This window comes from Allobosea sp., assembly GCF_017308075.1.
In the GTDB taxonomy this organism is placed as follows: Bacteria; Pseudomonadota; Alphaproteobacteria; order Rhizobiales; family Beijerinckiaceae; genus Allobosea.
Genome location: NZ_JAFKFX010000058.1, coordinates 1 through 23,593 on the forward strand (window position 1 = coordinate 1; position 23,593 = coordinate 23,593).

Below are 23,593 nucleotides of genomic sequence, written 5' to 3' on the forward strand. Positions count from 1 at the left end.
CGCGAATGACCAGCCTCGACAAAGCCGGCAACACGCACGCGAAGATCGTCCGAATAGCTGCGACCCATGATCCACCTCCCCAAACGGTGAATCACAAAGCCGCTCTCAGGGGAATCCCACAGATTCCGATTTCAGGTCCGACGCTCTAGAGCACATAATCCTTGTAGCGCTCGATATAGTCACGGGCGCTGCGGTTGAGCTCGCGTATGCGTTGTTCGGCCGCATCCGCATCGCCGCGGATGATCGCCTCGAGCACGGCCCGGTATTGCGTGATGCCCATCGCGGCCCGGCCGGGCAGCAAGGCGACGCGCCGGATGGTGACGCGTGTGCGGTCATAGACGCGCTCGAGCAGGTCGCTCAGCACGGGGTTGCGCGCGGCGGCGGTGATCCGGGCCCGGAAGGTCTCGATCGCCTCGACATGCCGGTCGATGTCGCCGGCCTTGAGGCTTTCCTCGAAGGAGGGGCCGAAGAGCTCGCTGACATCGTCCCAGTCGGACGGCTTGGTGTTCAGCGTCGCGAGCCGGACCGCCAGCCCGTCGAGCGCTTCCCGGACCTCGTAGAGCCGGTAGGTCGTTTCCATGTCGACCGCGCTCACCACCGCGCCCTTGTTGGGCTCGCGCGTGATCAGGTTGCGGTCTTCGAGCGTCGCGAGAACCTCGCGCGCCTTGGCGCGCGGCAGGTCGTAGGCCTGGGCGAGGTCCTCTTCAGGAAGGCGACTCCCCGGGCTCAGCGCCCGCGAGGAGATTTTCCGGCGCATGTCGACGATGGCGGCCTCGACCGTCGTGGGCTGTCTCTTCTGCCTCGGCATTGCTGCGATCCCAAATTCTGCTGACACCGGCATAGAGGGAAGCCGCAGTCAGATCAATCGTGTCGACAAAATATTGTACAATCGATTGCATCATAGTTGACACACGAAAATGTACAGAGCTAGGTTGCCTCCACCTGAACGAAGGCGGAGACGGCATCATGGCGCTCGAGCGAGAACTGGAAGTTCCCGGCCGGGAGGGGAGTGCGCTACTGGCGCGGCGCAATGCGGCGGTGGCTCGCGGCGTTGCCAATGGGCCGCCGGTCTTCGCCGCCACGGCCTCGGGCGCCGGGCTCAACGATGTCGATGGCAACGCGTTCCTGGATTTCGCCGGCGGCATCGGCACGCTCAATGTCGGCCATGCCCATCCCGAGGTGGTCGCCGCCGTGAAGGCGCAGGCCGACCGCTTCCTGCACACCTGCTTCAACATCGTCATGTATCCCGGCTACATCGAGCTGGCCGAGAAGCTGATCTCGCTGGTTCCGGGCGCCTGGCCGAAGAAGGTCATGCTGCAGACGACCGGCGCCGAGGCGATCGAGAACGCGATCAAGGTCGCGCGCAGCGCCACCGGACGTCAGGCGGTGGTGGCCTTCGAGGGGGCCTTCCACGGTCGCACCTATATGGCGCTGTCGCTGACGGCGAAGGCGCCGGGCTACAAGAGCGGCTTCGGGCCGTTCGCCTCGGAAATTTATCGCGCGCCGTTCCCGGTCCTCTTCCGCTCGCCCCAGCAGAGCGAGGAGGCTTGCGCCGACGTTGCCTTCGCCGAATTCACCCGCCAGATCGAGATGGAAGTCTCGCCGGAAGCGGTTGCGGCGGTGGTGATCGAGCCGATCCAGGGCGAGGGCGGCTTTCACGTCGCCCCGGCCTCCTTCCTCCGCAAGCTGCGCGAATACTGCACCCGCCATGGCATCGTCCTGATCGCGGACGAAATCCAGTCCGGCTTCTGCCGGACCGGCGAATGGTTCGCGACTGAGCATTCAGGCGTCGAGGCCGATCTCTATACTCTCGCCAAATCGATGGGCGGCGGCATGCCGATCGCCGCGCTGGTGGGCCGTGCCGATCTGATGGATGTGCCGAAGGTCGGTGGCCTCGGCGGCACCTATGGTGGCAACCCGCTGTCCTGCGCGGCTGCGCTCGCGACCATCGCGGTGATGGAGCGCGATGACTATCGCGAGAAGGCGCGCCGCATCGGGGCCATCGTCGAGCAACGGTTCGCCGCCTGGGCTCAGCAATACGCCGTCGTCGGCGATGCTCGCGGACTGGGAGCGATGCGCGCCATCGAGATCGTGCGCGACCGGCGCTCACAGGAGCCGGCCGGCGACATCGCGGCCGAGATCGTCGATGCCGCCTATCGCAGGGGGCTGATCCTGGTGAAGGCGGGCTTCCACGGCAATGTGATCCGCTTCCTCGGCCCGCTCTCGCTCGAACATGACCAGCTCGAACGCGGTCTCGACATTCTGGGCGAGGCGATCGCGCTCGTCGAAGCGCGCCACAAGCCGCTCGCCAGGAGCGCCTGAGGTTTCCATGAATACGCTGCTCAAACTCGCCAATGCGCGCAAAGTCGTGCAACTGCTCGGCGCCGCCGGGCCGGACAGCCAGGTCCTGGTCCTCTACGATCTCTACACCGACCACAATGTCGAGCCGCTGGCGATCGCCCTGTCCGAGGTCGGCGCGGCCATCCATCTCATGCAGGTGGAGGGCTCGGCCCGCCATGGCCGCCAGCTCTCGACCATCGCCGCGGAGGCGATGAAGGCGGCCGATCTGGTCATCGGGCTGACGCGCGCCAACATCGCCCATACCCAGGCACGTCAGGAGGCGACGCGCGCCGGCACGGGCGTGATCGTGCTGCCGGAATCGCATCAGCCCGATTTCTTCCTGGCCGAGGGCTGGGAGGCTGATTTCGTCGGCCTCCGCCCGGAGATCGAGGCGCTGGCTGCGGCTTTCACGGCCGCCTCGACGGCGCGGGTCACAAGCCCCGCCGGCACCGACGTGACCATGAGCATCGCCGGCAGGCGCGGGCGGGCGCTGCACGGCTTCGCGAACACGGTCGACATTTCCGCGGGCTACTGCCTCGAGGCCAGCCTGGCCCCGGTCGAAGGCACGGCCGACGGTGTGATCGTCGTCAATGCCAGCATTCCAGGCGTCGCGCTGATCGGTAGCGAGCCCGTCCGGATCCATATGGAAAAGGGCATGGCGGTCGCGATCGAGGGTGGTGCGGAAGCGCGCCAGTTCCGCGATCTGCTGGCGAGCTTCAACGACCCGCTGGTCTACAATCTCGGCGAGCTCGGCGTCGGCATGAACCCGAAATGCGTCCTCGACGGCACCATGCTCTCCGATGAAAGCGTCTATGGCTCGATCCAGCTCGCGCTCGGGACCAGCGCCTATATCGGCGGCACCGTGAAGGCGGCCGCCCATTACGACACCATCCTCACCGATGCCACGCTCGAACTCGACGGGAAGCCGGTGCTGCGCGGCACCGAGCTGCTGCTGGAAACCGCGTCATGAGCATCGATCTCAGCCGCGACGACCAGGGCGTGGTGACGGTTCTGATCAACCGCCCCGCCAAGCGGAACGCCTTCACCATGGAGATGTACCGCGCCTTCGGGGCGGCCTTCGCCGAGCTGGAGGCGGATGACGGGGTGCGTTGCGTCGTCGTGCGCGGGGCAGGCGGGCATTTCTGCGCCGGAAGCGACATCGGCGGCTTCGGCGAGGATCGCGACGGGCGCCAGCAGGCGCGCGATTACGCCGATTTCACGCTCGAGATGACCGATCGGCTGAAGGACCTGCGCCATCCGACCGTCGCCTGCATCGAGGGCGTGTGTGTAGGGGGAGGTCTGGAGATCGCGGCGATGTGCGATGTCCGCATCGCCGCCCGCTCGGCTCGCTTCGGCGTGCCGATCAACCGGATCGGCCTGACGCTCGATTATCGCGAACTGGCCGACATCGCCGCCGTGATCGGCCATGCGGCCGCGCTCGAAATGCTGATCGAAGGGCGAGTGTTCGGGGCGGAGGAGGCGTTGGCCAAGGGGCTGGTGACACGGCTCGCCGATGATGCCGATATCGCCGAGGAGGCCTTCGCCGCAGCCTCGCGCATCGCGGCCGCTGCCCCGCTCGTCAACCGTTGGCACAAGAAATTCATACAGCGACTGCGGCTGAGCGAGCCGCTGAGCGAGGCGGAGAAGGACGAGGCCTATGCCTGCTTCGACACCGAGGATTATCGGCTCGGTCGCGACGCCTTCGCCCGCAAGCTGAAGCCGGCCTTCGTCGGACGCTGAGCCATGACCTCAGAGAACACAGGTTCGAACACTATGAGCAATCGTCCTCCCCCGCTCGCGGGCATGAAGGTCCTCGACCTCTCCCAGATCATGGCGGGGCCTTACTGCACTATGGTGCTGGCGGATCTCGGCGCCGAGGTGATCAAGGTCGAGAAGCCGGTCACCGGCGATGATTCCCGCGAGATGGGACCCTATGTGAACGGCGAGTCCAGCTGCTTTGCCCACATCAACCGGAACAAGCAGGGCGTTTCGCTCAACCTCAAGGATCCCGAGACCCGCGAGATCCTCTACGACATGGTCCGCTGGGCCGACGTCGTCGTCGAGAACTATCGCGTCGGCGTGACCAAGTCGCTCGGCGTCGACTACGAGACGCTGAGCGCCATCAATCCGCGCCTGATCTATTGCTCGATCTCCGGCTATGGCCAGACCGGGCCGTATTCCCGCAAGGGGGGATTCGATCTCGTCGCACAGGGGCTGACCGGCATCATGAGCATGACAGGCGAGCCTGGCGGCCGTCCGCTCAAATCCGGCATCGCGATCTATGATGTCGGCGCCGGCCTGACCGCCGCCTATTCGATCATGGCGGCCTATGTCCACCAGATCCGCAGCGGCGAGGGCCAGCAGATCGACATCTCGCTCGCCGAATGCGGCCTGCCCTGGTTCGTCTGGGAGGCGGCGGCTTATTTCGCCGAAGGCACCGTCGCCCAGCCGACCGGCAGTCGCCATCGCGTTTCGGCGCCGTATCAGGCGCTGCGCACGGGCGACGGCTTCATCGTCATCGGTGCAGCCAACCAGCGCACCTGGGAGAAGCTCTGCCGCGACGTGATCGGCCGGCCGGATCTCATCGACGATCCGCGCTTCCTCACCAACATGGACCGGATGACGAATATCGAGGCGCTCGAACCGCTGCTCGAGGAGGCTTTCGCCTCGGCCGACGCCGCGACCTGGATCGCGCGCTGCGAGGCGGCGAGCGTGCCCTGTGGCCCGATCAACGATTTCGGCGATGCGATGAACGATCCGCATTATCTTGCGCGGGGCATGGTCGAGCAGATCGAGCATCCCAAGCTCGGTGCCATGAAGATGATCGGCATCCCGACGAAGTTCTCGAAGACCCCCGGCGCGATCCGCAAGGCTGCACCGCTGCTCGGCGAGGACACCGATCTCGTGCTGCGCAATTTCGGGGTGCCGGAAGACCAGATCGCGAGCCTGAGGGCACGCGGCGCCGTTCAATAAGGCGGTATCCGGGGCCGCTACGGCCCCCAATAACAAAAACGAGCCGGAACAACCAACCACAAGGGAACGACGATGAGACAGCCATACGACCTATCGCGGCGCGGCTTCCTGATTTCCGGAACGGCCGCGGCGACATTGGGGGCCCTGCAGGCCCCGGTGTTGGCGCAGGAGAAAGTGTTCCGCCTCGGAGCGCTGAACTCGATCACCGGGATCGGCGGCCCCTACGGCCCCTACATGCTCGAGGCGATCAAGATCGCGGTCAACGAGGTCAACGAGGCCGGCGGCGCCGCCGGGCGCAAGTTCCAGCTCTTCGCCGAGGACGACCAGACCAAGCCGGAAGCTGCCGTGCTCGCCGTGAAGAAGCTGGTCGAGATCAACAAGGTCGAGGCGGTGGTCGGCATCTGGCCGTCCTCGGTCGGCTTGGCGACCATGCCGATCACTAACGACGCCAATGTGATCACCATGAACACCTGCGGCGCGCCGGAGATGTTGACCGAGAACAAGAAGGGGCTCGCCTGGATGTTCCAGGCCTCCAACGCGATCTTCGGCAACGCCTTCGCCGAGGTCGCCCGTCAGCGCGGCTTCAAGCGCCCGGCGGTGATGGCCTTCAACAACTCGACCTTTGTCGGCCAGGCCAACTACTTCAAGAACGCCTGGGAGAGCGGCGGCGGCAAGGTCGAGGCCTTCGTGATCTACGAGCCCAACCAGAGCAGCTACCGGACCGAACTGGCGCGCGTCCTCGCCACCAAGCCCGACGTGATCTCGCTGAGCGCCTACCGCCCCGACGCCACGATCATCCTGAAGGAATGGTTCCAGACCGGGCAGGACTGCAAGTTCATCATGCCCGGCTGGACGGCCAATGAAGACCTCGTCAAGGCGCTCGGCAAGGAGGCGACCGAGGGTCTGATCTCGATCTCCAACGTCGCAGCCGACAAGCACGAGGCCTATAAGCGCTTCGCGGCCGCGTTCAGGAAGGTGGCCAAGCGCGAGCCGGACATCTTCGCCGCGCAGAGCTACGACATGGTGATCACGCTGGCGCTGGCGCTCGAGGCTGCCGGGCCGCAGGCCGATGTCGCCGGGGTCAACGGCAAGATCCGCAGCGTCACCGGCGTCGGTGGGACAAGGGTCAATGGCTTCGCCGAGGGGCGCGACCTGCTGAGGAAGGGCGAGAAGGTCGACTATGAAGGCGCCTCGTCCCGTCTCGACTTCGGCAAGCACGGCGAGACCGTTCCCGATTTCGGGGTCTCCGACATTCGGGACGGCAAGCTCGTCCTGAAGGAGACCATCCCCGGCAAGCTGCCGGCATAGGAAAGCTCTCCGATGGACTTGATCTCGATCGCCAATGCCGTGATCAACGGCGTCGTGATCGGAATGCTTCTGGCGCTGCCGGCACTCGCGATCACGCTTGTGTTCGGCATCGCCCGCTTTCCGAACGCCGCCACCGGCGACTACATGACCCTCGGCGCCTACACCACCATGGCCTCCCAGCTCGTGCTGGGCGGTTCGATCGTGGCCGCGGTGCTGGCGGCGATGACGGCGACCGCCGCCATCTCGCTGCTGATGTATTTCTGGGTCTTCCGGGCGCTCTCGGAGCGCTCCCATGTCTCGCGCCTGATCGCGTCCATCGGAGTGGCCTTCGCTGTCCGCAGCACGATCACCTTCTTCGCCGGCCAGGATCAGTATGTCATCGACGTTCCGCTCGTCCGGGCCTGGAACTTCGGCGGCCTGCGGATCCTGCCGACGGACCTCTACATCGTCGGCGCGGCGCTGACCGCGCTCTTCGTCGTCTTCTTCATCATGTATCTGACGCCGACCGGCCGGCGCATGCGCGCCATCGCCGACAGCGCCGAGCTCGCCGCCGCCAGCGGCATCCGTGCCCGCCGCGTGATGATCTTCCTGTGGACCATCGCCGGGGCCTTCTGCGGGCTAGGCGGCGCCCTGCTCGGCATCAAGGCCGTGGTGCTGCCGGAACTGGGCTGGGAACTGCTGATGCCGATGTTCGCCGGCGTCATTCTCGGGGGCATCGGCAGCCCGGTCGGGGCGGTGCTCGGGATCGTGACCTTCAGCATCGCGCAGGAAGTCGCGAGCCTCTATGTCGGCCCCGCCTACAAGATCGTCCTCGCCTTTTTCATTCTTCTCGTCGTGCTGCTCCTGCGTCCGCAGGGCATGCTCGGCCGTCCCATCGCTGCGAGGTGATGTCATGGAAGGCTATTTCATCGCCATCGCCATCAGCGTGCTGGTCTACCTGCTGATGGCCAGCGGCCTGGCGCTCCAATACGGCTTCACCGGGCTCGTCAATTTCGGCCATGTCGGCTTCTTCGCCATCGGCTCCTATGCCTCCGCGCTGCTCGCGCTGAAGGGCGTGCCGGTGCCGGTCTCCCTGGCGGCGGCGGCGCTGCTGGCGGCGCTGGCGGCCTATCCGATCGGCATCATCGCCTTGCGTCTGGGGGGCGACTACCTCGCCATTGTCACGCTGGGCTTCTCCGAAGCGGTACGCATGACGCTGCAGACCGAGGAGTGGCTGACGCGCGGCATGCATGGCTTGCCCGGCATTCCGCGCCTGTTCGCCGGCTGGGTCGAGCCGCGCTATATCGACCTGTGCATCCTGTTGCTGCTGGTCGTGGTCTGCGTCGCGGTGTTCTTCGCGATCCACCAGATCATCAAGAGTCCGTTCGGCCGCGTCATCGAGGCGATCCGCGACAATGAGGTGGCGGTGCGCGCACTGGGCAAGAACCCGGCCCAGTTCAAGACCCGCTCGCTGATGATCGGTGCCGGCATCGCCGGGCTCGCCGGCGGCCTCCAGGCCCACTATCTGACCTTCATCAGCCCCGAGCAATACGTCCCGCTGATCACCTTCTACATCTGGATCGCGATCGTGCTGGGCGGGGTCGGCTCGCTGCGCGGCGTCGTCATGGGGACGGTGCTGCTGGTCGGTTTCCTGGAAGGCTCGCGCTTCCTGCGCGACATCTTCACCGGGATTTCCGAGGTCCAGCTCGCGAGCGTCCGCATCTGGATCATCGGCATGGCCCTGATCTGCGTCGTGCTCTACCGGCCCCAGGGCCTGTTCGGCAAATCCGCTGAGAGGAAGCACTGATGGCCCTCCTCTCCGTGACCGACATCACCGCGCGTTTCGGTGGCTTCAAGGCGCTGAGCTCAGTTTCCCTCGAAGTCGGCGAGGGAGAGCTCGTCGGGCTGATCGGCACCAACGGTGCCGGCAAGAGCACGCTGTTCTCCGTGGCCACCGGCTACATCCCGGCCGGGTCCGGCAGCGTGGTCTTCCGTGGCGAGGACATCACCGAGCTCGCGGTTCACCAGAGGGTCCGGCGCGGGCTGGCGCGCACCTTCCAGGTGCCGCGCGAGTTCAGCCAGATGACCGTCTTCGACAACATGATGGTGGCGGCGCGCGACCAGCGCGGCGAGAAGCTCGCAAACCTGCTCTTCGCCCGGGGCGCGATCCGCGAGGAGGAGGAGAGGCTGGCGCAGCGCGTGCGCGAAGTCCTCGCCTTCCTCAATCTCGCCCGCGTCACCGACGAGCTCGCCGGCAAGCTTTCCGGCGGCCAGAAGAAGCTCCTGGAAATCGGGCGACTGCTGATGCTCGAGCCGAGCTGCATCATGCTCGACGAGCCCTTCGCCGGGGTGAATCCCGTGCTGATCGGCCAGCTCTGCGAGCGCATCGTCGAATTGAACCGGCGCGGCATCGCCGTGCTGATCATCGAGCACAATCTCGCCGAACTCGCGCGGCTGGTGCCGCGACTCTACGCGATGGACCGCGGCCAGGTGATCGCCAGCGGAACGCCCGAGGCGGTGCTCGCCGATGCCGGCGTCCGCGAAGCCTATATGGGAGGGGTGATATGAGTCTGCTCAGGATCGCCGGGCTCTCCGGCGGCTATGGCGATGTCGACATCATCAGCGGCATCGACATGGTGGTGGCCGAGCGCGAGATCGTCACCATCGCCGGCACCAACGGCGCCGGCAAGTCGACCCTGATCAAGGCGGCGATGGGTCTCCTCCCGCGCCTCTCGGGGGAGATGAACTTCAACGGCATCGACCTGATGCGGCTGGCGATCGAGGATCGCATCCGCGTCGGCATCTCCTATGTCCCGCAGGTCCGCAACGTCTTCGGCACGTTGACGGTGCTGGAGAATCTCCAGGTCGTCGAGCACGTCACCGGCAAGCCGCAGCGCATCCGCGAGATGTTCGAGCTCTTTCCGGCCCTCGCCGGGCGGCGTGGCACCTATGCCGAGAATCTCTCGGGCGGCGAACGCCAGCAGCTCGCCTTCGCCCGCGCCCTGATGTCGTCCCCCCGGTTGATCCTGCTCGACGAGCCTTCGGCGGCGCTGTCGCCGGCTTTGACTGACCAGGTCTTCGCCGAGGTGCGCAAGCTGCCCCAGGCCGGCGTCGCCGTGCTGATGGTCGAGCAGCGCGCCCGGCAGGCGCTCGCCTTCAGCGACCGGGGCTACATCCTCGATTCAGGGCGCATCGTCCTGACCGACACCGGCGCCAATCTGCTCGCCAACGAGGAGATGGGCGACGTCTACATCGGCCGGGGCCATGGCGCCGGCTCTCCTGGCACCCACGCGCAGATCTAGAACAGGACACGCCCAATGAACGATATGACTGTCGGCACCCGTCCCGTCGCGCCGCGACGGCCGGCTGCAAGCGCCACGGCCATGCTCACCGTCGCCGAGGGCCTGCGCGCCCTGGATCAGGGCAGCCTGACCTGCGAGGCCTGGGTCCGCGCCTGCCTCGAGCGCATCGAGGAGCGTAATTCCGGTGTCCGGGCCTGGGTCCATGTCGGGGCCGAGGCGGCGATCGAACGCGCCCGCCTGCTCGACCGCAACGGCCGCAGCAAGCCGTTCGACGGCGTCCCCCTCGGCCTCAAGGACACGATCGACACCGCGGACATGCCGACTGAGCTCGGCGATCCCGAGATCTTCCCGGGGCGCCAGCCGAAGCTGGACGCGCCGGTCGTGACGATGGCGCGCAATCTCGGCTTCAACGTGCTCGGCAAGAACACCGTGTCGCGCCACGCCATCATGCTGCCGGGGCCGGCGCGCAACCCGCATGACCTGACGCGTACGCCCGCCGCCTCCTCGGCCGGCTCGGGCGCGGCGGTCGCGGACTTCATGACGCCGCTGTCGATCGGCACCCAGACGGCCGGCTCGATCCTGCGCCCGTCCGCCTTCTGCGGCGCCGTCGGCTTCAAGCCGACGCTCGATGCGATTCCCTATGTCGGGATCAGGACCTATTCGCGTCCGCTCGATGTGATCGGGCCGATCTGCCGCTCGGTCGAGGACGCGACCCTGTTCATGAAGGGTTTCACCGGCGATCCGCGCTTCGACACCACTGCCACGCTGCGGCGCGACCTTCGCGTCGGCGTCTGGCGCACCAAGGATTTCGATCAGGCCGATCCTGCTGCCCTGGCGATCTTCGAAGGCCATCTGCGCAAGCTGGAGGCCGCGGGTGCGACGGTCCGGACGCTCGCCATGCCGGCGGTCTTCGATGGCATCGGCGAAGCGCAGGACGTGATCATGGCCTATGATCTCGCCCGCGAATATGCCGACATCAAGCGCAATCATGCCGAGAAATGCGACCGCGAGCTGATCGAGTATCTCGAACTGGGCGAGAGCTATACCGCGGCAGACTACGCGCAGGCGCTCGATGCCGCGGATCGCTGCCGGCGCGCCTATTACGACGTCGCCGGCGATGTCGACGTCATCGTCATGCCCTCGACGCTCGGCGAGGCGCCCGAGGCGACGAGCACGGGAAGCTCCGCCTTCATCCGCATCTGGTCGCTGCTCCACAACCCCTCGATCACGCTGCCGGCGGCGCGTGGCCCGTCCGGGCTGCCGCTGGGCTTCCAGGTCGTGGGCTGCGTCAAGGAGGATGCGCGCCTGCTCTATGATGCGCGCTGCATCGAGAGCATCCTCGGCAGCACCGCGCATATGGCCTGAGCCGGATCTCCCGGCGACGCGGAGCGACCATGATCGACACGCCACATCTCGATGCGCTCGCCGCGCTTGTCGGCGACCGCCATCTGCTCGTCGACCCGGCGGACAAGGCCCGCTACGAGATCGGGGCGCGCTATGACGAGGGGCGCGCCGCCGCGGTGGTTCGCCCGGCGACGACGGCCGAGGTTTCGGCGGTCGTCGCCTATGCCGTCGCGCATGGGCTTGCGCTCGTACCGCAGGGCGGCAATACCGGGCTCGTCGGCGCGGCGACGCCGGACATCTCCGGGACGCAGCTCGTGCTCAGTCTCGACCGGCTCAACCGCCGGCCGGTCGTCGACCCGACCAACCGCACGGTCGAGGTCGAGGCGGGCGTTCGTCTCTCGCAGCTCAACGGGCTGCTCGCCGAACATGAGCTGTTCCTGCCGATCGATCTGGGCGCCGATCCGATGATCGGCGGCATGATCGCCACCAACACCGGCGGAGCGCGTTATCTGCGCTATGGAGCCATGCGCCGGCAGGTGCTGGGGCTCGAGGTCGTGCTGCCCGATGCCGAGGGCACGGTCCTCGATCTGCGCAGCGGCCTGCGCAAGGACAATTCGAGGCTCGATCTCAAGCAGCTGTTCATCGGCAGCTGTGGCGCCCTCGGCATCGTCACCAGGGCTGTTCTCGATGTGCAGCGCCGCCCGCTGCAAGCGGCGACGGCGCTGCTCGTTCCCGCCAGCGACGACGCCATTCCCCATTTGCTCGGGCTGGTCGAGCGCGGCTGCGGCGAATATCTCAGCGCGCTGGAGGGCATGTCGCGCAATGCGATGGCGCGTGCGCTCGGCCATGTCGCGCAACTGCGCAATCCCTTCGCGCGCGGTGAGATCCCGCCCTATGCGATCCTCGTCGAGCTGACCCGGTCATGGCCGGCCCGCGAGGGCGAGGCGAGCCTCGAAACCGTGCTGGAGCAGGTCTTGGGCGAACTCTTCGAGCAGGAGGAATCGCTTTTGGCCGATGCGCTGATGGGGCGCGGCGAGGAACTCTGGGCCCTGCGCCATTCCCTGTCCGAGGGCTTGCGGGCCTCGGGACACGTCATCGGCTTCGACCTCTCCTTGCGCCGATCGGATCTCGTCGCCTTCCGGCGGGAAGTGGCCGGCGTGCTGGGGGCGGAGTTCCCCGAGCTCGCGATCTGCGATTTCGGCCACATCGCCGATGGCGGCATGCATTTCAATCTCGTGCATCCGGGTTCTCCCGATGCCGGCGAAATCGCCAGGGTCAAGGACCGGGTCAACGATCTCGTCGTATCCAGCTATGGCGGGAGCTTCAGCGGCGAGCATGCGCTCGGGCGCGCGAATGCCGCGCTCTACGCGCGCTATACCCCGGCGCGCGTCAGGACCCTGTCGCACGCGCTTCGGCAGGTCTTCGGAACAGGCTCGGTCGGATCGGTCGCGTATTGAAGGGCGCTGGGCCAGGGCGCTGCCTGCTTGCAGCTGCACCGACCTTTCGCAGGATCCGCATCGGGATGGGCATCTCCGCGGATCGGCGAGGCGCGGAGATGCGCCGGCGACGGCGGCACTCGGTCGCCGCCGCCCGCCAATCGCGATAGGTCAGGGCTTGAATTCGTAGCCTGGGCCGATCGCGACATCCGCCGGGATCGGCGGCAGGTCGTTGAACAGGGCAGGGTGCTCCTGCATCACCTTGAGGATGTGCTTGGGCTCGATGTGCTTGTTGACGTCGAAGGTCGACTTCAGGAAGCCGAGCCGGTTCAGCCGGTCGAGCGCCGCCCACATCGCCCGGTAGTTATTGGCCGAGAGGCGCCTGTCGGCCTGCTGGATGTTGAACTCCATCGCCGCCTCGGCGATCTCCTGCTTGAGGCCGGGGATCCAGCGCGTACCGACCTGTGCCGCGAGCTTCGGGTTCTTGCGCATCCACTGGTCGGCCTCGGAGACCGCCGCCAGAAACTTCTCGATCTTCGGCCCGTTCGCGGCGACCCAGGGCCGCATGCCGACATTGAAGCCGACATAGGCGATGACGTCGCCGCCGCGAATGATCTCGACCGCGCCCGGCACGTCCTTGAGCGCGATGATCGGCCAGGGGTCCCAGCCGACGAAGGCGTCGATGCCCTTGGCGAGGAGCGCGACCGTCATGTCCGGCGGCGGCGTGTTGACCAGCGTGACGTCGGCCGGCGTCAGCCCGCCCTTCTCGATCAAAGCGAGGATGTAGAGATGGTTGATCGTGCCGAAGGAGGCCGCGATCTTCTTGCCCTTGAGCGAGGCGAGGTTGCCCTTGGCGATGCCGGAATCGGCGCGGGCGACCAGCGCCATGGTGGCGTCCGAGCCGCCGCGGTGGGCGTTGCCGCTATAGTTGCCGAGCGCCACCAGATCCATGCCGCGCACGACGGCGCCGATCATCGGCACGCCGACCTGGACGATCTCGCTCTCGCCGGCTTGAAGCGCGTTCAGCGCGTCGACGCCGGTCGCATAGGGCCGGGCGATGTCGACATCGAGACCCCATTTCTCGAAGAAGCCGCGCTCCAGCGCGATCGGCAGGCCGAGCTGGTCGATGCCGGTGACCATGCCGGCCTTCATCTTGACCAGCTGCTGCGCCCTGACGACAGCCGGCGCGGCGATGACCGCGGCTCCAGCTAGCATAGTCCTGCGTGTGATCATGCTCTATCCTCCCGGTTGCAAGGGCTCAATTCTGCTCACCCAGTAGTAGCGGGCGATGGCGTTGAGTTGGTTCTTGTCGATGTTCCTGACCTCGACGCTGTTGCCGTCGGTGCCCGAGACGCGTCCGAAGCGCTGGAATATCAGGATGTGGAAGCGCTCGGGCACGAAAGGCAGGGTGATCAGCGCGTTGACGCGCTGACGCTCGGGGAAGCCGCCCGCGACCTTGGACGGGGCGTGGAGCACTAGCCAGGCCTGCCAGGCGAGCCACGCGGCCAAGAGGCCGAGCAGGATGCGGCCCCGTCTCGATGAGAGCGCGGCGCGGGCCAGCTTCATGCCGCCCTCACCAGCGCCAGGACCTTGTTGGAAAGCTCCTTGAAGTCGTCATCCTCAACCAGCTGGTCCCAGACGCGCGGTCGCGCCAGCGGGATCTCGACCTGTTCGAGGATATGGCCCTTCGACAGGACGACGACGCGGTTCGCCAGGAAGACGGCCTCGGGCACGTCATGGGTGATGAAGATCACCGTCGGGCGGCGCTCCTCCCAGATTCGGGTGAGCTCCTCCTGCAGGGTCATGCGGGTCTGGGCGTCGACGCTGGCGAAAGGCTCGTCCATCAGGAGGATGTCCGGCTTGTTGGCCAGCGCCCGGACCACGCCGACGCGCTGCTGCATCCCGCCGGAGAGCTCGTTCGGATAACGGTCGGCGGCGTGGGCCAGCCCGACCAGGTCGAGATATTCGCGCGCGATCGCGTCGCGCTCGGCCTTGGCGATGCCGCGCATCTTCGGCCCGAAGCCGACATTCTCCAGCACCGTCTTCCAGGGGAAGAGGGCAAAGGACTGGAACACCACCCCGCGGTCGGCGCCCGGCCCCTTGACCGGCTCGCCGCCGACCAGGATCTCGCCGCTAGATTGCGGGATGAAGCCGGCGACCATGTTGAGGATGGTCGACTTGCCGCAGCCGGACGGACCGACGATCGAGACGAATTCGCCGGCCGGCACATCGAGCGAAATGTCGTGCAGCGCCGTGTGCTGCGAGCCGGCATAGAGGTCGAAATAGGTCTTAGAGAGCGATTTCAGGCTGAGCGATTTCACTGTGTCACCAGTCCCCAGCGACGCCCCGTCGCCCGCTCGATCGGAGCCAGCACCCAAGCGTCGACAATGTACCAGAGGATGCCGAGCACGATCATGCCCAGCACGATTTCGACCACGGAGCCGGCCCGGCGCGCATCGAACATCATGAAGCCGATGCCGCTGGTGCCGACGATCATCTCCGCGGCGATCAGCGCGCGCCAGCCATAGCCGAGCCCGTTGCGCAGGCCGGTGATGATGTTCGGCAGCGCGCCGGGGATCACCACCTCGGTCAGCACCCGCGACGGCGTCGCGCCGAGGCTCTGGGCGGCCCGGTAGAGCTCGATCCGCACCGAGCGCACGCCGAGCACGGTGTTGAGCACCACCGGGAAGAGCACGGTGTAGACGATGATGATCGTCATCGTCGTCATACCGAAGCCGAACCAGATGATCAGGATCGGCAGCCAGGCGATGTCGCCGATCGCCTGGAAGAACAGCAGGATCGGCCAGAGGGCGGTGTAGGCGCGCCGGCTCAGGCCGATCAGCAGGCCGAGCGGGATGCCGAGCGCGATGCCGACGGCCGCGCCCGCGGCGAGCCGGGCGACGCTGTCGCCGAGATATTCCGGCAGGATGCCTTTGTAGACCAGGGCGCCGAAGGCGCGCACGACATCCATTGGCGACGGGAAGAAGGCCGGCGGGAACGGTCCCCAGGCGGCGACGCCCCACCAGAGCGCGACGACCGGAACGAAGGGGGCGAGCGTCTGCAGAACCGGCCATTTGGCGGAGGTGCGGACCCACCAGCTCCAGAGGACGAGGGCGGCGTTCATGCGCGCACCAGGCCCCAGCGTTCGATCGTCGCGCGTTCCAGGGGAGCGAGGATCAACCGGTCGATCAGCAGCCAGAGCGTGCCGATCACGATCATGCCGAGGATGATCACCTCGGTCTGGTAGAAGTCACGGGCGACGAACAGCATGTAGCCGAGGCCGACATTCGTCGCGATCATCTCGGCCGCGATCAGGCCGCGCCAGGCAAAGCCGAGCCCGGTGCGGATGCCGGTGACGATGTTCGGCAGGGCGCCGGGCAGCAGCACGTCGCTCAGCATGGCGAGCCGGCCCGCCCCGAGCGACGCCGCCGCATTGCGGATCGGCATCGGGATCGTCGAGACCCCGAGCAGTGTGTTGTAGACGACGACGAAGAAGACGGCGTTGAAGATGACGAAGACGATGGCGCCGAAACCATAGCCGAACCAGAGCGTCGCGATCGGGATCCAGGCGATGCCGGCAAGCACCGAGAAGAAGCGCAGCAGCGGCGTCAGGAAGGCCGAGACGCCCTTGCTGATTCCCATGAGTATGCCGAGCGGCACCGCGACGATGATCGCCAGCACGGTGCCGATAGCGACGCGCGCCAGGCTGGTCGCGACATGGGTGAGCAGGGTGCCGTCACGCAGGCCGGCGATACCGGCGGCGAAGACGGAAGAAACGCTCGGGAAGATCTGCGGCCTGACCTCGAATACGGGAACGACGATCGCCCAGATGACGACTAGGAAAGCCAAAGGCGCGACGAAAGTCAGCGCCCCCGCCAAGCGGTTGCCTGCGACCATGCATCCTCCCTGCGCGTGCGCCATCGGCCCACGAAGCAATCAATCCGCCCGCACCACGAAGGTGAGTGCATATTCCCTAGGCGCGTCTCTTGCGGCGGTTCGATCGAGCGAACCTTGAGACTTCGCATCTTGCATACAAGAACGTATAGGCGGGTTTCCCGAGCGGCAAGCCGGATCTTCCACCGGAACCATGTCGAGATCACCGCGGGCTGAGGCCGCCCTGGGGCCTTCGCCCCGGCTCGCTCGGCCTCTTCGCTGTCCGGCTCCTTGCAAATTCCGCCGCGACGGGCTCGACTCGACGGCCAGCAAGATCAGACGGGCGCGGGGCAGGGCGCCGAAACAATTTGTCACGATCGTATCGAGGCCGGCCGCGCTATAGCATCGGACCGAAAAGCGGGATCCACTGTTCGGAAAACTCCGATGCGATAACAAAAAGATGGATCACCGTGACTGCGTCCGAACCGATGCGCGGTGATCTGGAAGAAGCCTTTGCCACGAACGACCAGGGACCAGCATGCCGTGAACGACACCGCCGCGAGCCCCGCGCCGCTCGGCTCGCCAGAGGCCCATATCCTCGTCGTCGATGACGATCCGCAGATCCGTTTTCTGGTCAGCCGCCTGCTCCGGGCCAATGGCTACCGCGTCAGCGCCGCCGCCGACGGCCGTGAGATGGCCGACAGCCTGAAGGGGGCGCCGGTCGACCTGATCGTGCTCGACGTCATGCTGCCCGGAGCCTCCGGCTTCGAGCTCTGCCGCGAGCTGCGTCGCAGTTCCGCCGTCCCGGTGATCATGTTGACGGCGCGCGGCGAGGAAAACGAACGTATCTCGGGCCTGGATCTCGGCGCCGACGATTATCTCGCCAAGCCGTTCAGCCCCGGCGAGCTGGTCGCACGGATCAACGCGCTGATCCGGCGGGCCCGGCGGGCGGTCAGCCAGCCCGGTGCTGCCGCGGTGCGCAGCTATGGCTTCTCCGGTTGGACCCTCGACATCGTCCGCCGCGAACTGGTCGATCCGCAAGGCAGCGTCGTCGATCTCAGCACCGGCGAGTTCGACATGCTGCGCGCCTTCGTCGAGGCACCGGGCAAGGTGCTGTCGCGGGAGGCGCTGCTCGACATCGCCAAGAACCGCGTCGCCACCGGCTTCGACCGCGTCGTCGACGTGCAGATCAGCCGCCTGCGCAAGAAGATCGAGGCTGGCGGCGATGCCATGATCAAGACCGTGCGCGGCACCGGCTACATGTTCCTGCCGGAGGTCGAGCGTCGATGAATTGGCGCGCCGCGGATACGATCCAGTCGCGCACCATCGTCGTGCTGTTGCTGGGGCTGGGTCTTTTCCACCTGCTCAGCCTGTGGAGCTATCAGATCGGGCTGCGTTCCGAGGTCGATCTCGCCAATGAGAGCCGGTTGGCCGAACGGTTGGTCACTATCAAGCGCGCCGTGCTGGCGTTGCCGGTCGAGGAGCGCGAGACGATCGCGCATTCGCTTTCGGGCGGCCCGATCGAAGTCCATTGGAGCGCGACGGAGCTCACTGCCGGGGGCGCCGGGGCCAGCGCCGGACCCGAGTTCGAGCCCCTGCGGGGCAGGCTGCTCGAACTTGCACCAGAACTCGCCCAGGAGCGCCTGATCCTCTCGGCGCCGCGCCTGCCGGATGGCGGCATCGACCCCCATCAGTTCCAGCTCTCGATCAGGGCGCCTGACGAGGGCTGGGTCAATTTCAGCGTGACCAAGCTCAGCGGCCCGCATGGCAGCATGCACGGCATCGTCTGGTCGACGAGCCTGATGGGGCTCGGCGTCATCCTCGTCGCGATCCTGATGGTGCGCTGGCTGACAAGGCCGCTGCGCATGTTCGCCGATGCCGCGCGCCGCGCCTATGTCGGGGCGGAGGCACCGCAATTGCCGGTCGAGGGGCCGGCCGAGGTGCGCGAGCTCGCCAGTGCCTTCAACGACATGCAAAACCGCATCAAGCGTCTGATCGACGAGCGTACCCAGACGCTCGCTGCGATCTCGCATGATCTGAAGACGCCGCTGACCCGGCTGCGGCTGCGGGCGCAGGAGCTGCGCGAGGCGAAGGGCGCGCGGGACGAGGCGCTGCCGCCGGCGATCGATGCCGATCTCGACGAGATGGAGGCGATGCTCGATGCCAGCCTGACCTTCCTGCGCGGCGAGCGCAGCGAGGAGCCACTGCGCGATTTCGATCTCGCCGCCCTGCTGGAGACGATCAAGGACGATGCGCTCGATGCCGGCCACGACGTCGTGCTGGAAGGGCCGGGCAAGCTGCGCTGGCGTGGCCGGCGCCTCTTGCTTAAGCGGGCTCTGACCAATCTCGTCCACAATGCCGCGCGCTATGGCGGCCCGGTCCGGATCAGCCTGGCGCAGGACGCCGGCGGAGCGGAGATCCTGATCGACGATGACGGTCCAGGTCTGCCGGAGACGGAGCTCGAGCGGGTCTTCATGCCCTTCGTGCGCCTCGAAACCTCGCGCAGCCGCGAGACTGGCGGCGTCGGTCTCGGCCTGACGATCGCACGCAGCGCGCTGCGCGGCCATGGCGGCGACGTCACCTTGCAGAACCGGCCCGAGGGCGGTCTGCGGGCGCGCGTCCGGCTGCCGCAGGCCGAGGTTTCGGCCCGTTCCGGCCGCTGAAACAATATGTAACACCGCTCCGGAGGCCGTTTCGCTAATTTCGCTTCGTCAGCCGATTCACCTCTGCGAAGCCAGCGAGCGATGCCGACCGAGCCTCCACCGCATCCTTTCCGACGTTCCTTTCGGACGCGCAATGTCGCGGCCGTCCTGGCGCTCGCCGTATTGGCGGCGGGCTGCAGCCCGACCTATCCGCTCGCCGGTCGCCACCCGGCCGACCCGAGCGTCGCCGTGCCGGCGCCATCCTATGTCGCCGTTTCCGGCGCCAGGGCGCTGCGCCCGGCCGAGCCCAAGGGCTGGCAGGATCTCAACCGCCAAGTGACGCCGAAGGGGCAGTGATCGTGAAGCAGCGGAACCTGTCCCTCCATGGCCGCCGCGGCCTGCCGGTCGCGCTCGCCGTCCTTCTCGGAGGCTGCGCCTCATTCTCGCCCGATGCCGGGACCGGCGTCGCCCGTGACGTCGCCTTCGCCGAGCTCAACAAGGATGTCGTCAAGATCACTGATGCGACCGGGGCGATCAGCGCCAAGGCGCGCGTCGACCAGCTTTTGAAGCAGCCGCTCAGCGCCGATGCCGCCGTCCAGGTCGCCCTGCTCAACAATCGTGGCCTGCAGGCCGCGTTCAACGAGCTCGGCATCGCCGAGGCACAGATGGTCGCTGCCAGCCTGCCGCCCAATCCGACACTCGGCATCTCCAGCCGCTCGGGGCGCTTCGCTCTCGAGATCGAGCGGCAGATCGCCGGCAGCATCTTCGCACTGGTGACGCTGCCGGCGCGGGCCGAGATCGCCCGCGAGCGCTTCCAGGCCGCGCAATTGCGTACCGCCGAGACGGTGCTGAAGCTCGCTGCCGACACGCGCCGGCAATATCACCGCGCCGTCGCGGCCAATGCCCAGGTCGGCTTCATCGAGCAGGCCAAGGGCTCGAGCGACGCGGCCGCCGAATTGTTCAAGCGCCTTGGCGAATCCGGCGGCGTCAACAAGCTCGACCAGGCCCGCGAATTCGCCTTTGATGCCGAGCTCGGAGCCCAGCTCGCCCAGGCGCGGCTCGTGCAGCGCCAGGAACGCGAGCGGCTGGTGCGCCAGCTTGGCCTCTGGGGCGACGAACTCAAGTTCAAGCTGCCCGGTATGCTCGCCCCGTTGCCGCGGCTGCAGAGCGTCAAGGCGATCGAATCCGAGGCGCTGCGCAAGCGCATCGATCTCAAGGTCGCCCGCGCCGATCTCGATGCGCTCGCCGGGGCGCTCGGCCTGACCAATGCGACGCGCTTCGTCAACGACATCGATCTGCTCGGCCGCCGCACCTATGACCGTGGCCGCAGCCTGTCACATGCCGGCGAAGTCGAGCGCGAGACCAGCCGCAGCCGCACGGTCGAACTGGAGATCGAGATCCCGATCTTCGATTTCGGCCAGTCCAAGGTGGTGCAGGCCGAGCAGACCTACATGCAAGCCGCTAACAAGTTGGCGGAGAAGGCGGTCAACATCCGCTCCGAGGCGCGCGAAGCCTATGTCGGCTATCGCGCCACCTACGACATTGCCCGCCAGTACCAGAACAATGTCCTGCCGCTGCGCAAGATCATCCAGGACGAGTCGCTGCTGCACTATAACGGCATGCTGATCGACGTGACGCAGCTCATCACCGATGCGCGCGCCCGCATCCTCTCGAACGTCGCGGCGATCAATGCGCGGCGGGATTTCTGGATCGCCCATACCGACCTCAAGCATGTCGTCATCGGCGGCGGGGCGGGCGGGGGCGGGGCCACCGTCGCTGCCGCGTCCGGCGGCGAGGCCGGCGGCGGCCATTAGCGAGCGGGGAACGACAGCATGACCATCTCACGCAGGGGCTTCATCGGCACCTCCGGCCTCGTCGTCGCCGCGGCCGGCGCGGTCTCCGGTCGCACCGCCTTCGCCTCGGTGCCGGAGGCGCCGACCATGAAGGAGGCGACGACCCAGGCGCCGCTCGTCCCGACCACGGGGCCGGACTACCAGCCGGTCGCGACGCTGAACGGCTGGACCTTGCCCTGGCGCATGAACGGCGACTGGAAGGAGTTCCACCTCGTCGCCGAGCCGGTCGAGCGCGAGCTGGCGCCCGGCATGAAGGCCTATCTCTGGGGCTATAACGGCCAGTCGCCGGGGCCGACCATCGAGGCGGTCGAGGGCGACAAGGTCCGCATCTTCGTTACCAACAGGCTGCCGGAGAGCACCACGATCCACTGGCACGGCCAGCGTCTGCCGAACGGCATGGACGGCGTCGGCGGGCTGACCCAGCCGCATATCCCCACGGGCAAGACCTTCGTCTACGAGTTCGAGCTGCGGCGCTCGGGCACCTATATGTACCATCCCCATTCCGACGAGATGGTCCAGATGGCGATGGGCATGATGGGCTTCTTCGTCGTCCATCCCAGGGACCCGGCCTTTCGCCGCGTCGATCGCGATTTCGTCTTCCTGCTCAACGCCTTCGATATCGAACCCGGCTCCTATGTGCCGCGGGTCGCCGAGATGACCGACTTCAACATGTGGTGCTGGAACAGCCGTGTCTTTCCGGGCATCGACCCCTTCGTCGTGGGCAAGAATGACAAGGTCCGGATCCGCTTCGGCAATCTGACCATGACCAATCACCCGATCCATCTGCATGGCTACGAATTCAAGGTCTCGTGCACGGATGGTGGCTGGGTCGATCCGGCAGCGGCCTGGGACGAGGTCTCGATCGACGTCGCCGTCGGCCAGATGCGCGCCTTCGACTTCGTCGCCGACGAGCTCGGCGACTGGGCGATCCACTGCCATAAATCGCATCACACCATGAATGCCATGGGGCATTCGGTGAAGAACTATATCGGCGTCAGCAAGAAGGACCTTGCCAAGCGCATCGCCAGGATCGCGCCGGGCTACATGCCGATGGGCTCGACCGGTATGGGCGAGATGGGCGCGATGGAGATGCCGCTGCCGGCCAACACCTTGCCGATGATGACCGGCTTCGCGCAGTTCGGGCCGGTCGAGATGGGCGGCATGTTCTCGGTGCTGAAGGTCCGCGAGGGGCTGGCGAAGAACGACTACAAGGATCCGGGCTGGTTCAAGCACCCCGAAGGCACCGTCGCCTATGAGTACAAGGGGCCGAAGCTCGTCGAGGCGCCGCGCACGGAGGGGCCCGACAGCGGTGCGCCTTCGGTCGACTGGCGTGCCAGGGATCCGCGCAAGCCGAAGCTCGGTCCGGACGGCAAGCTGCTTCCCCGGGCCAAATCCGGCGGACATTCCCATCATTGAGGCGCAATCGCGAACGGAGCACGCCGATGAAGACGCAGATCAGATCCATCGCCCTTGGCGCGGCCGCGGCGCTCGCCCTGTCGACGGCGGCCTTTGCCGGTCCCGGGGGCGCCGGCCACGGGCATGGCGACGAGACCGCCTATGGCAAGCCGGGCGATCCGAAGAAGAAGGCGCGCATCGTCCAGGTCTCGATGACTGAGCGCGACGGCAAGATGCTGTTCATTCCGGACCGGATCGAGGTGCGCCGCGGCGAGCAGGTCCGCTTCCAGTTGCGCAACAAGGGTGAGCTCGACCATGAGCTGGTGGTGGCGACGCTGGAGGAAAACCTCAAGCACGCCATCGAGATGCAGAAAAATCCCGACATGGAACATGACGACCCGAACGCCAAGCGCCTTGCCCCGAAGAAAAACGGCGAAATCCTCTGGCAGTTCACCAAGGCCGGTGAGTTCGATTTCTCCTGCCTGATCCCCGGTCACCGCGAAGCCGGCATGACCGGCAAGATCATCGTCAAGTGAACCGCGACCCCTACGAAGACAGGAGTTCTCCCTTGCGTATGACCATTTCCAGCTTGGCTCTCGCCACCTTGCTCGCCGCGCCGGCGCTCGCCCAGAACGCGCCGCTCGTCACCGGCACTGTCAAGAAGGTCGACACTGCCCAGGGCAAGCTCACCGTCGACCATGGCCCGATCAAGAACCTCGACATGGACGCGATGACGATGGTGTTCCGCGCCGGTGATCCGGAGATGCTCAAGACCGTCAAGGCCGGTGACAAGATCAAGTTCACGGCCGAGCGGGTGAACGGTCAGATTACGGTCACAAAGATCCAGAAATGAGCCCTCGGCGCGCCCTGGCGCTCACCCGGCCGGCCTGCCTGGCCGCGGTGTGCGTCCTGGGTGCGCCGCAGGCAGGCTTCGGCAGCGACGGCAATCTGCAAGCCGTACTGCTCGAGGCCGGTTGCCCCCGTTTCCGGCTCGAGACGCTGTTCGACCGGGACGGGGTGACGAGCTATCGTGCGAATTGCTTCGGCTCGGCGCACAAGCTCGTCATCGTCACTTGCATCAAGGGGGTATGCGTTCGCGAAAGGACGCAGGAGGAGCAGCCGGAATGAGGGCTGCGGCTTCGCCCGCC

25 protein-coding genes are annotated in these 23,593 nt (G+C 66.7%); 19 read left to right on the forward strand and 6 right to left on the reverse strand.

What is annotated here, in order from left to right; all coding sequences use genetic code 11:
- Window positions 1-145: 145 nt before the first annotated feature.
- Entirely contained in the window at window positions 146-808 is a 663-nt protein-coding gene (locus J0J10_RS26120) for a GntR family transcriptional regulator (RefSeq protein ID WP_291636631.1), read from the reverse strand.
- A 158-nt stretch (window positions 809-966) separates the two neighbouring features.
- Here J0J10_RS26120 and gabT point away from each other — a divergent pair, with 158 nt between their 5' ends.
- The 11 genes from gabT to J0J10_RS26175 all read left to right on the forward strand — a co-directional run bounded on the left by gabT (window position 967) and on the right by J0J10_RS26175 (window position 12,703).
- Entirely contained in the window at window positions 967-2,322 is a 1,356-nt protein-coding gene (gene gabT, locus J0J10_RS26125) for a 4-aminobutyrate--2-oxoglutarate transaminase (RefSeq protein ID WP_291650455.1), read from the forward strand.
- Between the two features lie 7 nt (window positions 2,323-2,329).
- Window positions 2,330-3,310 (forward strand): aminopeptidase, encoded by a 981-nt coding sequence (locus tag J0J10_RS26130; RefSeq protein ID WP_291650458.1) that lies wholly within the window; start codon window positions 2,330-2,332, stop codon window positions 3,308-3,310.
- On the forward strand, window positions 3,307-4,080 hold the full coding sequence (locus J0J10_RS26135) for an enoyl-CoA hydratase/isomerase family protein (RefSeq protein WP_291650460.1): 774 nt from the start codon (window positions 3,307-3,309) through the stop codon (window positions 4,078-4,080). Before J0J10_RS26130 ends, J0J10_RS26135 begins: the two co-directional genes overlap by 4 nt.
- A gap of 33 nt (window positions 4,081-4,113) precedes the next feature.
- Window positions 4,114-5,313, forward strand: coding sequence for a CaiB/BaiF CoA transferase family protein (locus J0J10_RS26140; protein ID WP_291650462.1), 1,200 nt, complete (start codon window positions 4,114-4,116; stop codon window positions 5,311-5,313).
- 72 nt (window positions 5,314-5,385) lie between these two features.
- Entirely contained in the window at window positions 5,386-6,621 is a 1,236-nt protein-coding gene (locus tag J0J10_RS26145; protein WP_291650464.1) for an ABC transporter substrate-binding protein, read from the forward strand.
- 12 nt (window positions 6,622-6,633) lie between these two features.
- The gene (locus J0J10_RS26150; protein WP_291636637.1) at window positions 6,634-7,509 is read left to right on the forward strand and encodes a branched-chain amino acid ABC transporter permease; all 876 of its coding nucleotides are present in this window, start codon (window positions 6,634-6,636) and stop codon (window positions 7,507-7,509) included.
- Between the two features lie 4 nt (window positions 7,510-7,513).
- Window positions 7,514-8,407 (forward strand): branched-chain amino acid ABC transporter permease, encoded by an 894-nt coding sequence (locus J0J10_RS26155; RefSeq protein WP_291650466.1) that lies wholly within the window; start codon window positions 7,514-7,516, stop codon window positions 8,405-8,407.
- Window positions 8,407-9,168 (forward strand): ABC transporter ATP-binding protein, encoded by a 762-nt coding sequence (locus J0J10_RS26160; RefSeq protein WP_291636639.1) that lies wholly within the window; start codon window positions 8,407-8,409, stop codon window positions 9,166-9,168. Before J0J10_RS26155 ends, J0J10_RS26160 begins: the two co-directional genes overlap by 1 nt.
- Window positions 9,165-9,902, forward strand: a complete 738-nt coding sequence (locus J0J10_RS26165) for an ABC transporter ATP-binding protein (protein WP_291650468.1) — start codon at window positions 9,165-9,167, stop codon at window positions 9,900-9,902. Before J0J10_RS26160 ends, J0J10_RS26165 begins: the two co-directional genes overlap by 4 nt.
- A gap of 15 nt (window positions 9,903-9,917) precedes the next feature.
- Window positions 9,918-11,267 (forward strand): amidase, encoded by a 1,350-nt coding sequence (locus tag J0J10_RS26170; protein WP_291650471.1) that lies wholly within the window; start codon window positions 9,918-9,920, stop codon window positions 11,265-11,267.
- Window positions 11,268-11,296: 29 nt separating this feature from the next.
- Window positions 11,297-12,703, forward strand: coding sequence for an FAD-binding oxidoreductase (locus J0J10_RS26175; RefSeq protein ID WP_291650472.1), 1,407 nt, complete (start codon window positions 11,297-11,299; stop codon window positions 12,701-12,703).
- Between the two features lie 150 nt (window positions 12,704-12,853).
- Here the strand turns inward: J0J10_RS26175 and J0J10_RS26180 are convergent, their stop codons facing one another.
- Genes J0J10_RS26180 through J0J10_RS26200 form a run of 5 tightly spaced genes read right to left on the reverse strand, consistent with a single transcriptional unit; the run spans window position 12,854 to window position 16,579 of the window.
- A complete protein-coding gene (locus J0J10_RS26180; protein ID WP_291650474.1) occupies window positions 12,854-13,915 on the reverse strand; it encodes an ABC transporter substrate-binding protein in 1,062 nt (353 codons plus the stop codon).
- A gap of 3 nt (window positions 13,916-13,918) precedes the next feature.
- On the reverse strand, window positions 13,919-14,248 hold the full coding sequence (locus J0J10_RS26185; protein WP_291650476.1) for a hypothetical protein: 330 nt from the start codon (window positions 14,246-14,248) through the stop codon (window positions 13,919-13,921).
- Complete coding sequence (locus tag J0J10_RS26190; protein WP_291650478.1) at window positions 14,245-15,003, reverse strand: ABC transporter ATP-binding protein; 759 nt, start codon at window positions 15,001-15,003, stop codon at window positions 14,245-14,247. Before J0J10_RS26190 ends, J0J10_RS26185 begins: the two co-directional genes overlap by 4 nt.
- The gene (locus J0J10_RS26195) at window positions 15,000-15,806 is read right to left on the reverse strand and encodes an ABC transporter permease (protein WP_291636646.1); all 807 of its coding nucleotides are present in this window, start codon (window positions 15,804-15,806) and stop codon (window positions 15,000-15,002) included. Before J0J10_RS26195 ends, J0J10_RS26190 begins: the two co-directional genes overlap by 4 nt.
- A complete protein-coding gene (locus J0J10_RS26200) occupies window positions 15,803-16,579 on the reverse strand; it encodes an ABC transporter permease (RefSeq protein WP_291636647.1) in 777 nt (258 codons plus the stop codon). The genes J0J10_RS26195 and J0J10_RS26200 overlap by 4 nt, the downstream gene beginning before the upstream one ends.
- Before the next feature lie 519 nt (window positions 16,580-17,098).
- Between J0J10_RS26200 and J0J10_RS26205 the strand changes: the two genes are divergently transcribed.
- From J0J10_RS26205 to J0J10_RS26240, 8 genes are all read left to right on the forward strand, one after another.
- Complete coding sequence (locus tag J0J10_RS26205; protein ID WP_291650480.1) at window positions 17,099-17,845, forward strand: response regulator transcription factor; 747 nt, start codon at window positions 17,099-17,101, stop codon at window positions 17,843-17,845.
- Window positions 17,842-19,218, forward strand: a complete 1,377-nt coding sequence (locus J0J10_RS26210) for an ATP-binding protein (RefSeq protein ID WP_291650482.1) — start codon at window positions 17,842-17,844, stop codon at window positions 19,216-19,218. Before J0J10_RS26205 ends, J0J10_RS26210 begins: the two co-directional genes overlap by 4 nt.
- An 81-nt stretch (window positions 19,219-19,299) precedes the next feature.
- Window positions 19,300-19,554, forward strand: a complete 255-nt coding sequence (locus J0J10_RS26215) for a hypothetical protein (protein WP_291650483.1) — start codon at window positions 19,300-19,302, stop codon at window positions 19,552-19,554.
- Window positions 19,555-19,556: 2 nt separating this feature from the next.
- Window positions 19,557-21,011 (forward strand): TolC family protein, encoded by a 1,455-nt coding sequence (locus tag J0J10_RS26220; protein WP_291636652.1) that lies wholly within the window; start codon window positions 19,557-19,559, stop codon window positions 21,009-21,011.
- An 18-nt stretch (window positions 21,012-21,029) separates the two neighbouring features.
- Complete coding sequence (locus J0J10_RS26225) at window positions 21,030-22,466, forward strand: multicopper oxidase family protein (protein ID WP_291650485.1); 1,437 nt, start codon at window positions 21,030-21,032, stop codon at window positions 22,464-22,466.
- 26 nt (window positions 22,467-22,492) lie between these two features.
- Window positions 22,493-22,981 (forward strand): cupredoxin domain-containing protein, encoded by a 489-nt coding sequence (locus J0J10_RS26230; protein WP_291650487.1) that lies wholly within the window; start codon window positions 22,493-22,495, stop codon window positions 22,979-22,981.
- Window positions 22,978-23,298 (forward strand): copper-binding protein, encoded by a 321-nt coding sequence (locus J0J10_RS26235; protein WP_465247258.1) that lies wholly within the window; start codon window positions 22,978-22,980, stop codon window positions 23,296-23,298. The genes J0J10_RS26230 and J0J10_RS26235 overlap by 4 nt, the downstream gene beginning before the upstream one ends.
- Complete coding sequence (locus J0J10_RS26240) at window positions 23,295-23,573, forward strand: hypothetical protein (RefSeq protein ID WP_291650489.1); 279 nt, start codon at window positions 23,295-23,297, stop codon at window positions 23,571-23,573. Before J0J10_RS26235 ends, J0J10_RS26240 begins: the two co-directional genes overlap by 4 nt.
- Window positions 23,574-23,593: the final 20 nt, after the last annotated feature.

Coding starts and splice junctions, on each gene's coding strand:
- J0J10_RS26120 (WP_291636631.1), bottom strand. CDS start 808: ATGCCGAGGCAGAAGAGACAGCCCACGACGGTCGAGGCCGCCATCGTC.
- gabT (WP_291650455.1), top strand. CDS start 967: ATGGCGCTCGAGCGAGAACTGGAAGTTCCCGGCCGGGAGGGGAGTGCG.
- J0J10_RS26130 (WP_291650458.1), top strand. CDS start 2,330: ATGAATACGCTGCTCAAACTCGCCAATGCGCGCAAAGTCGTGCAACTG.
- J0J10_RS26135 (WP_291650460.1), top strand. CDS start 3,307: ATGAGCATCGATCTCAGCCGCGACGACCAGGGCGTGGTGACGGTTCTG.
- J0J10_RS26140 (WP_291650462.1), top strand. CDS start 4,114: ATGAGCAATCGTCCTCCCCCGCTCGCGGGCATGAAGGTCCTCGACCTC.
- J0J10_RS26145 (WP_291650464.1), top strand. CDS start 5,386: ATGAGACAGCCATACGACCTATCGCGGCGCGGCTTCCTGATTTCCGGA.
- J0J10_RS26150 (WP_291636637.1), top strand. CDS start 6,634: ATGGACTTGATCTCGATCGCCAATGCCGTGATCAACGGCGTCGTGATC.
- J0J10_RS26155 (WP_291650466.1), top strand. CDS start 7,514: ATGGAAGGCTATTTCATCGCCATCGCCATCAGCGTGCTGGTCTACCTG.
- J0J10_RS26160 (WP_291636639.1), top strand. CDS start 8,407: ATGGCCCTCCTCTCCGTGACCGACATCACCGCGCGTTTCGGTGGCTTC.
- J0J10_RS26165 (WP_291650468.1), top strand. CDS start 9,165: ATGAGTCTGCTCAGGATCGCCGGGCTCTCCGGCGGCTATGGCGATGTC.
- J0J10_RS26170 (WP_291650471.1), top strand. CDS start 9,918: ATGAACGATATGACTGTCGGCACCCGTCCCGTCGCGCCGCGACGGCCG.
- J0J10_RS26175 (WP_291650472.1), top strand. CDS start 11,297: ATGATCGACACGCCACATCTCGATGCGCTCGCCGCGCTTGTCGGCGAC.
- J0J10_RS26180 (WP_291650474.1), bottom strand. CDS start 13,915: ATGATCACACGCAGGACTATGCTAGCTGGAGCCGCGGTCATCGCCGCG.
- J0J10_RS26185 (WP_291650476.1), bottom strand. CDS start 14,248: ATGAAGCTGGCCCGCGCCGCGCTCTCATCGAGACGGGGCCGCATCCTG.
- J0J10_RS26195 (WP_291636646.1), bottom strand. CDS start 15,806: ATGAACGCCGCCCTCGTCCTCTGGAGCTGGTGGGTCCGCACCTCCGCC.
- J0J10_RS26200 (WP_291636647.1), bottom strand. CDS start 16,579: ATGGTCGCAGGCAACCGCTTGGCGGGGGCGCTGACTTTCGTCGCGCCT.
- J0J10_RS26210 (WP_291650482.1), top strand. CDS start 17,842: ATGAATTGGCGCGCCGCGGATACGATCCAGTCGCGCACCATCGTCGTG.
- J0J10_RS26215 (WP_291650483.1), top strand. CDS start 19,300: ATGCCGACCGAGCCTCCACCGCATCCTTTCCGACGTTCCTTTCGGACG.
- J0J10_RS26225 (WP_291650485.1), top strand. CDS start 21,030: ATGACCATCTCACGCAGGGGCTTCATCGGCACCTCCGGCCTCGTCGTC.
- J0J10_RS26230 (WP_291650487.1), top strand. CDS start 22,493: ATGAAGACGCAGATCAGATCCATCGCCCTTGGCGCGGCCGCGGCGCTC.
- J0J10_RS26240 (WP_291650489.1), top strand. CDS start 23,295: ATGAGCCCTCGGCGCGCCCTGGCGCTCACCCGGCCGGCCTGCCTGGCC.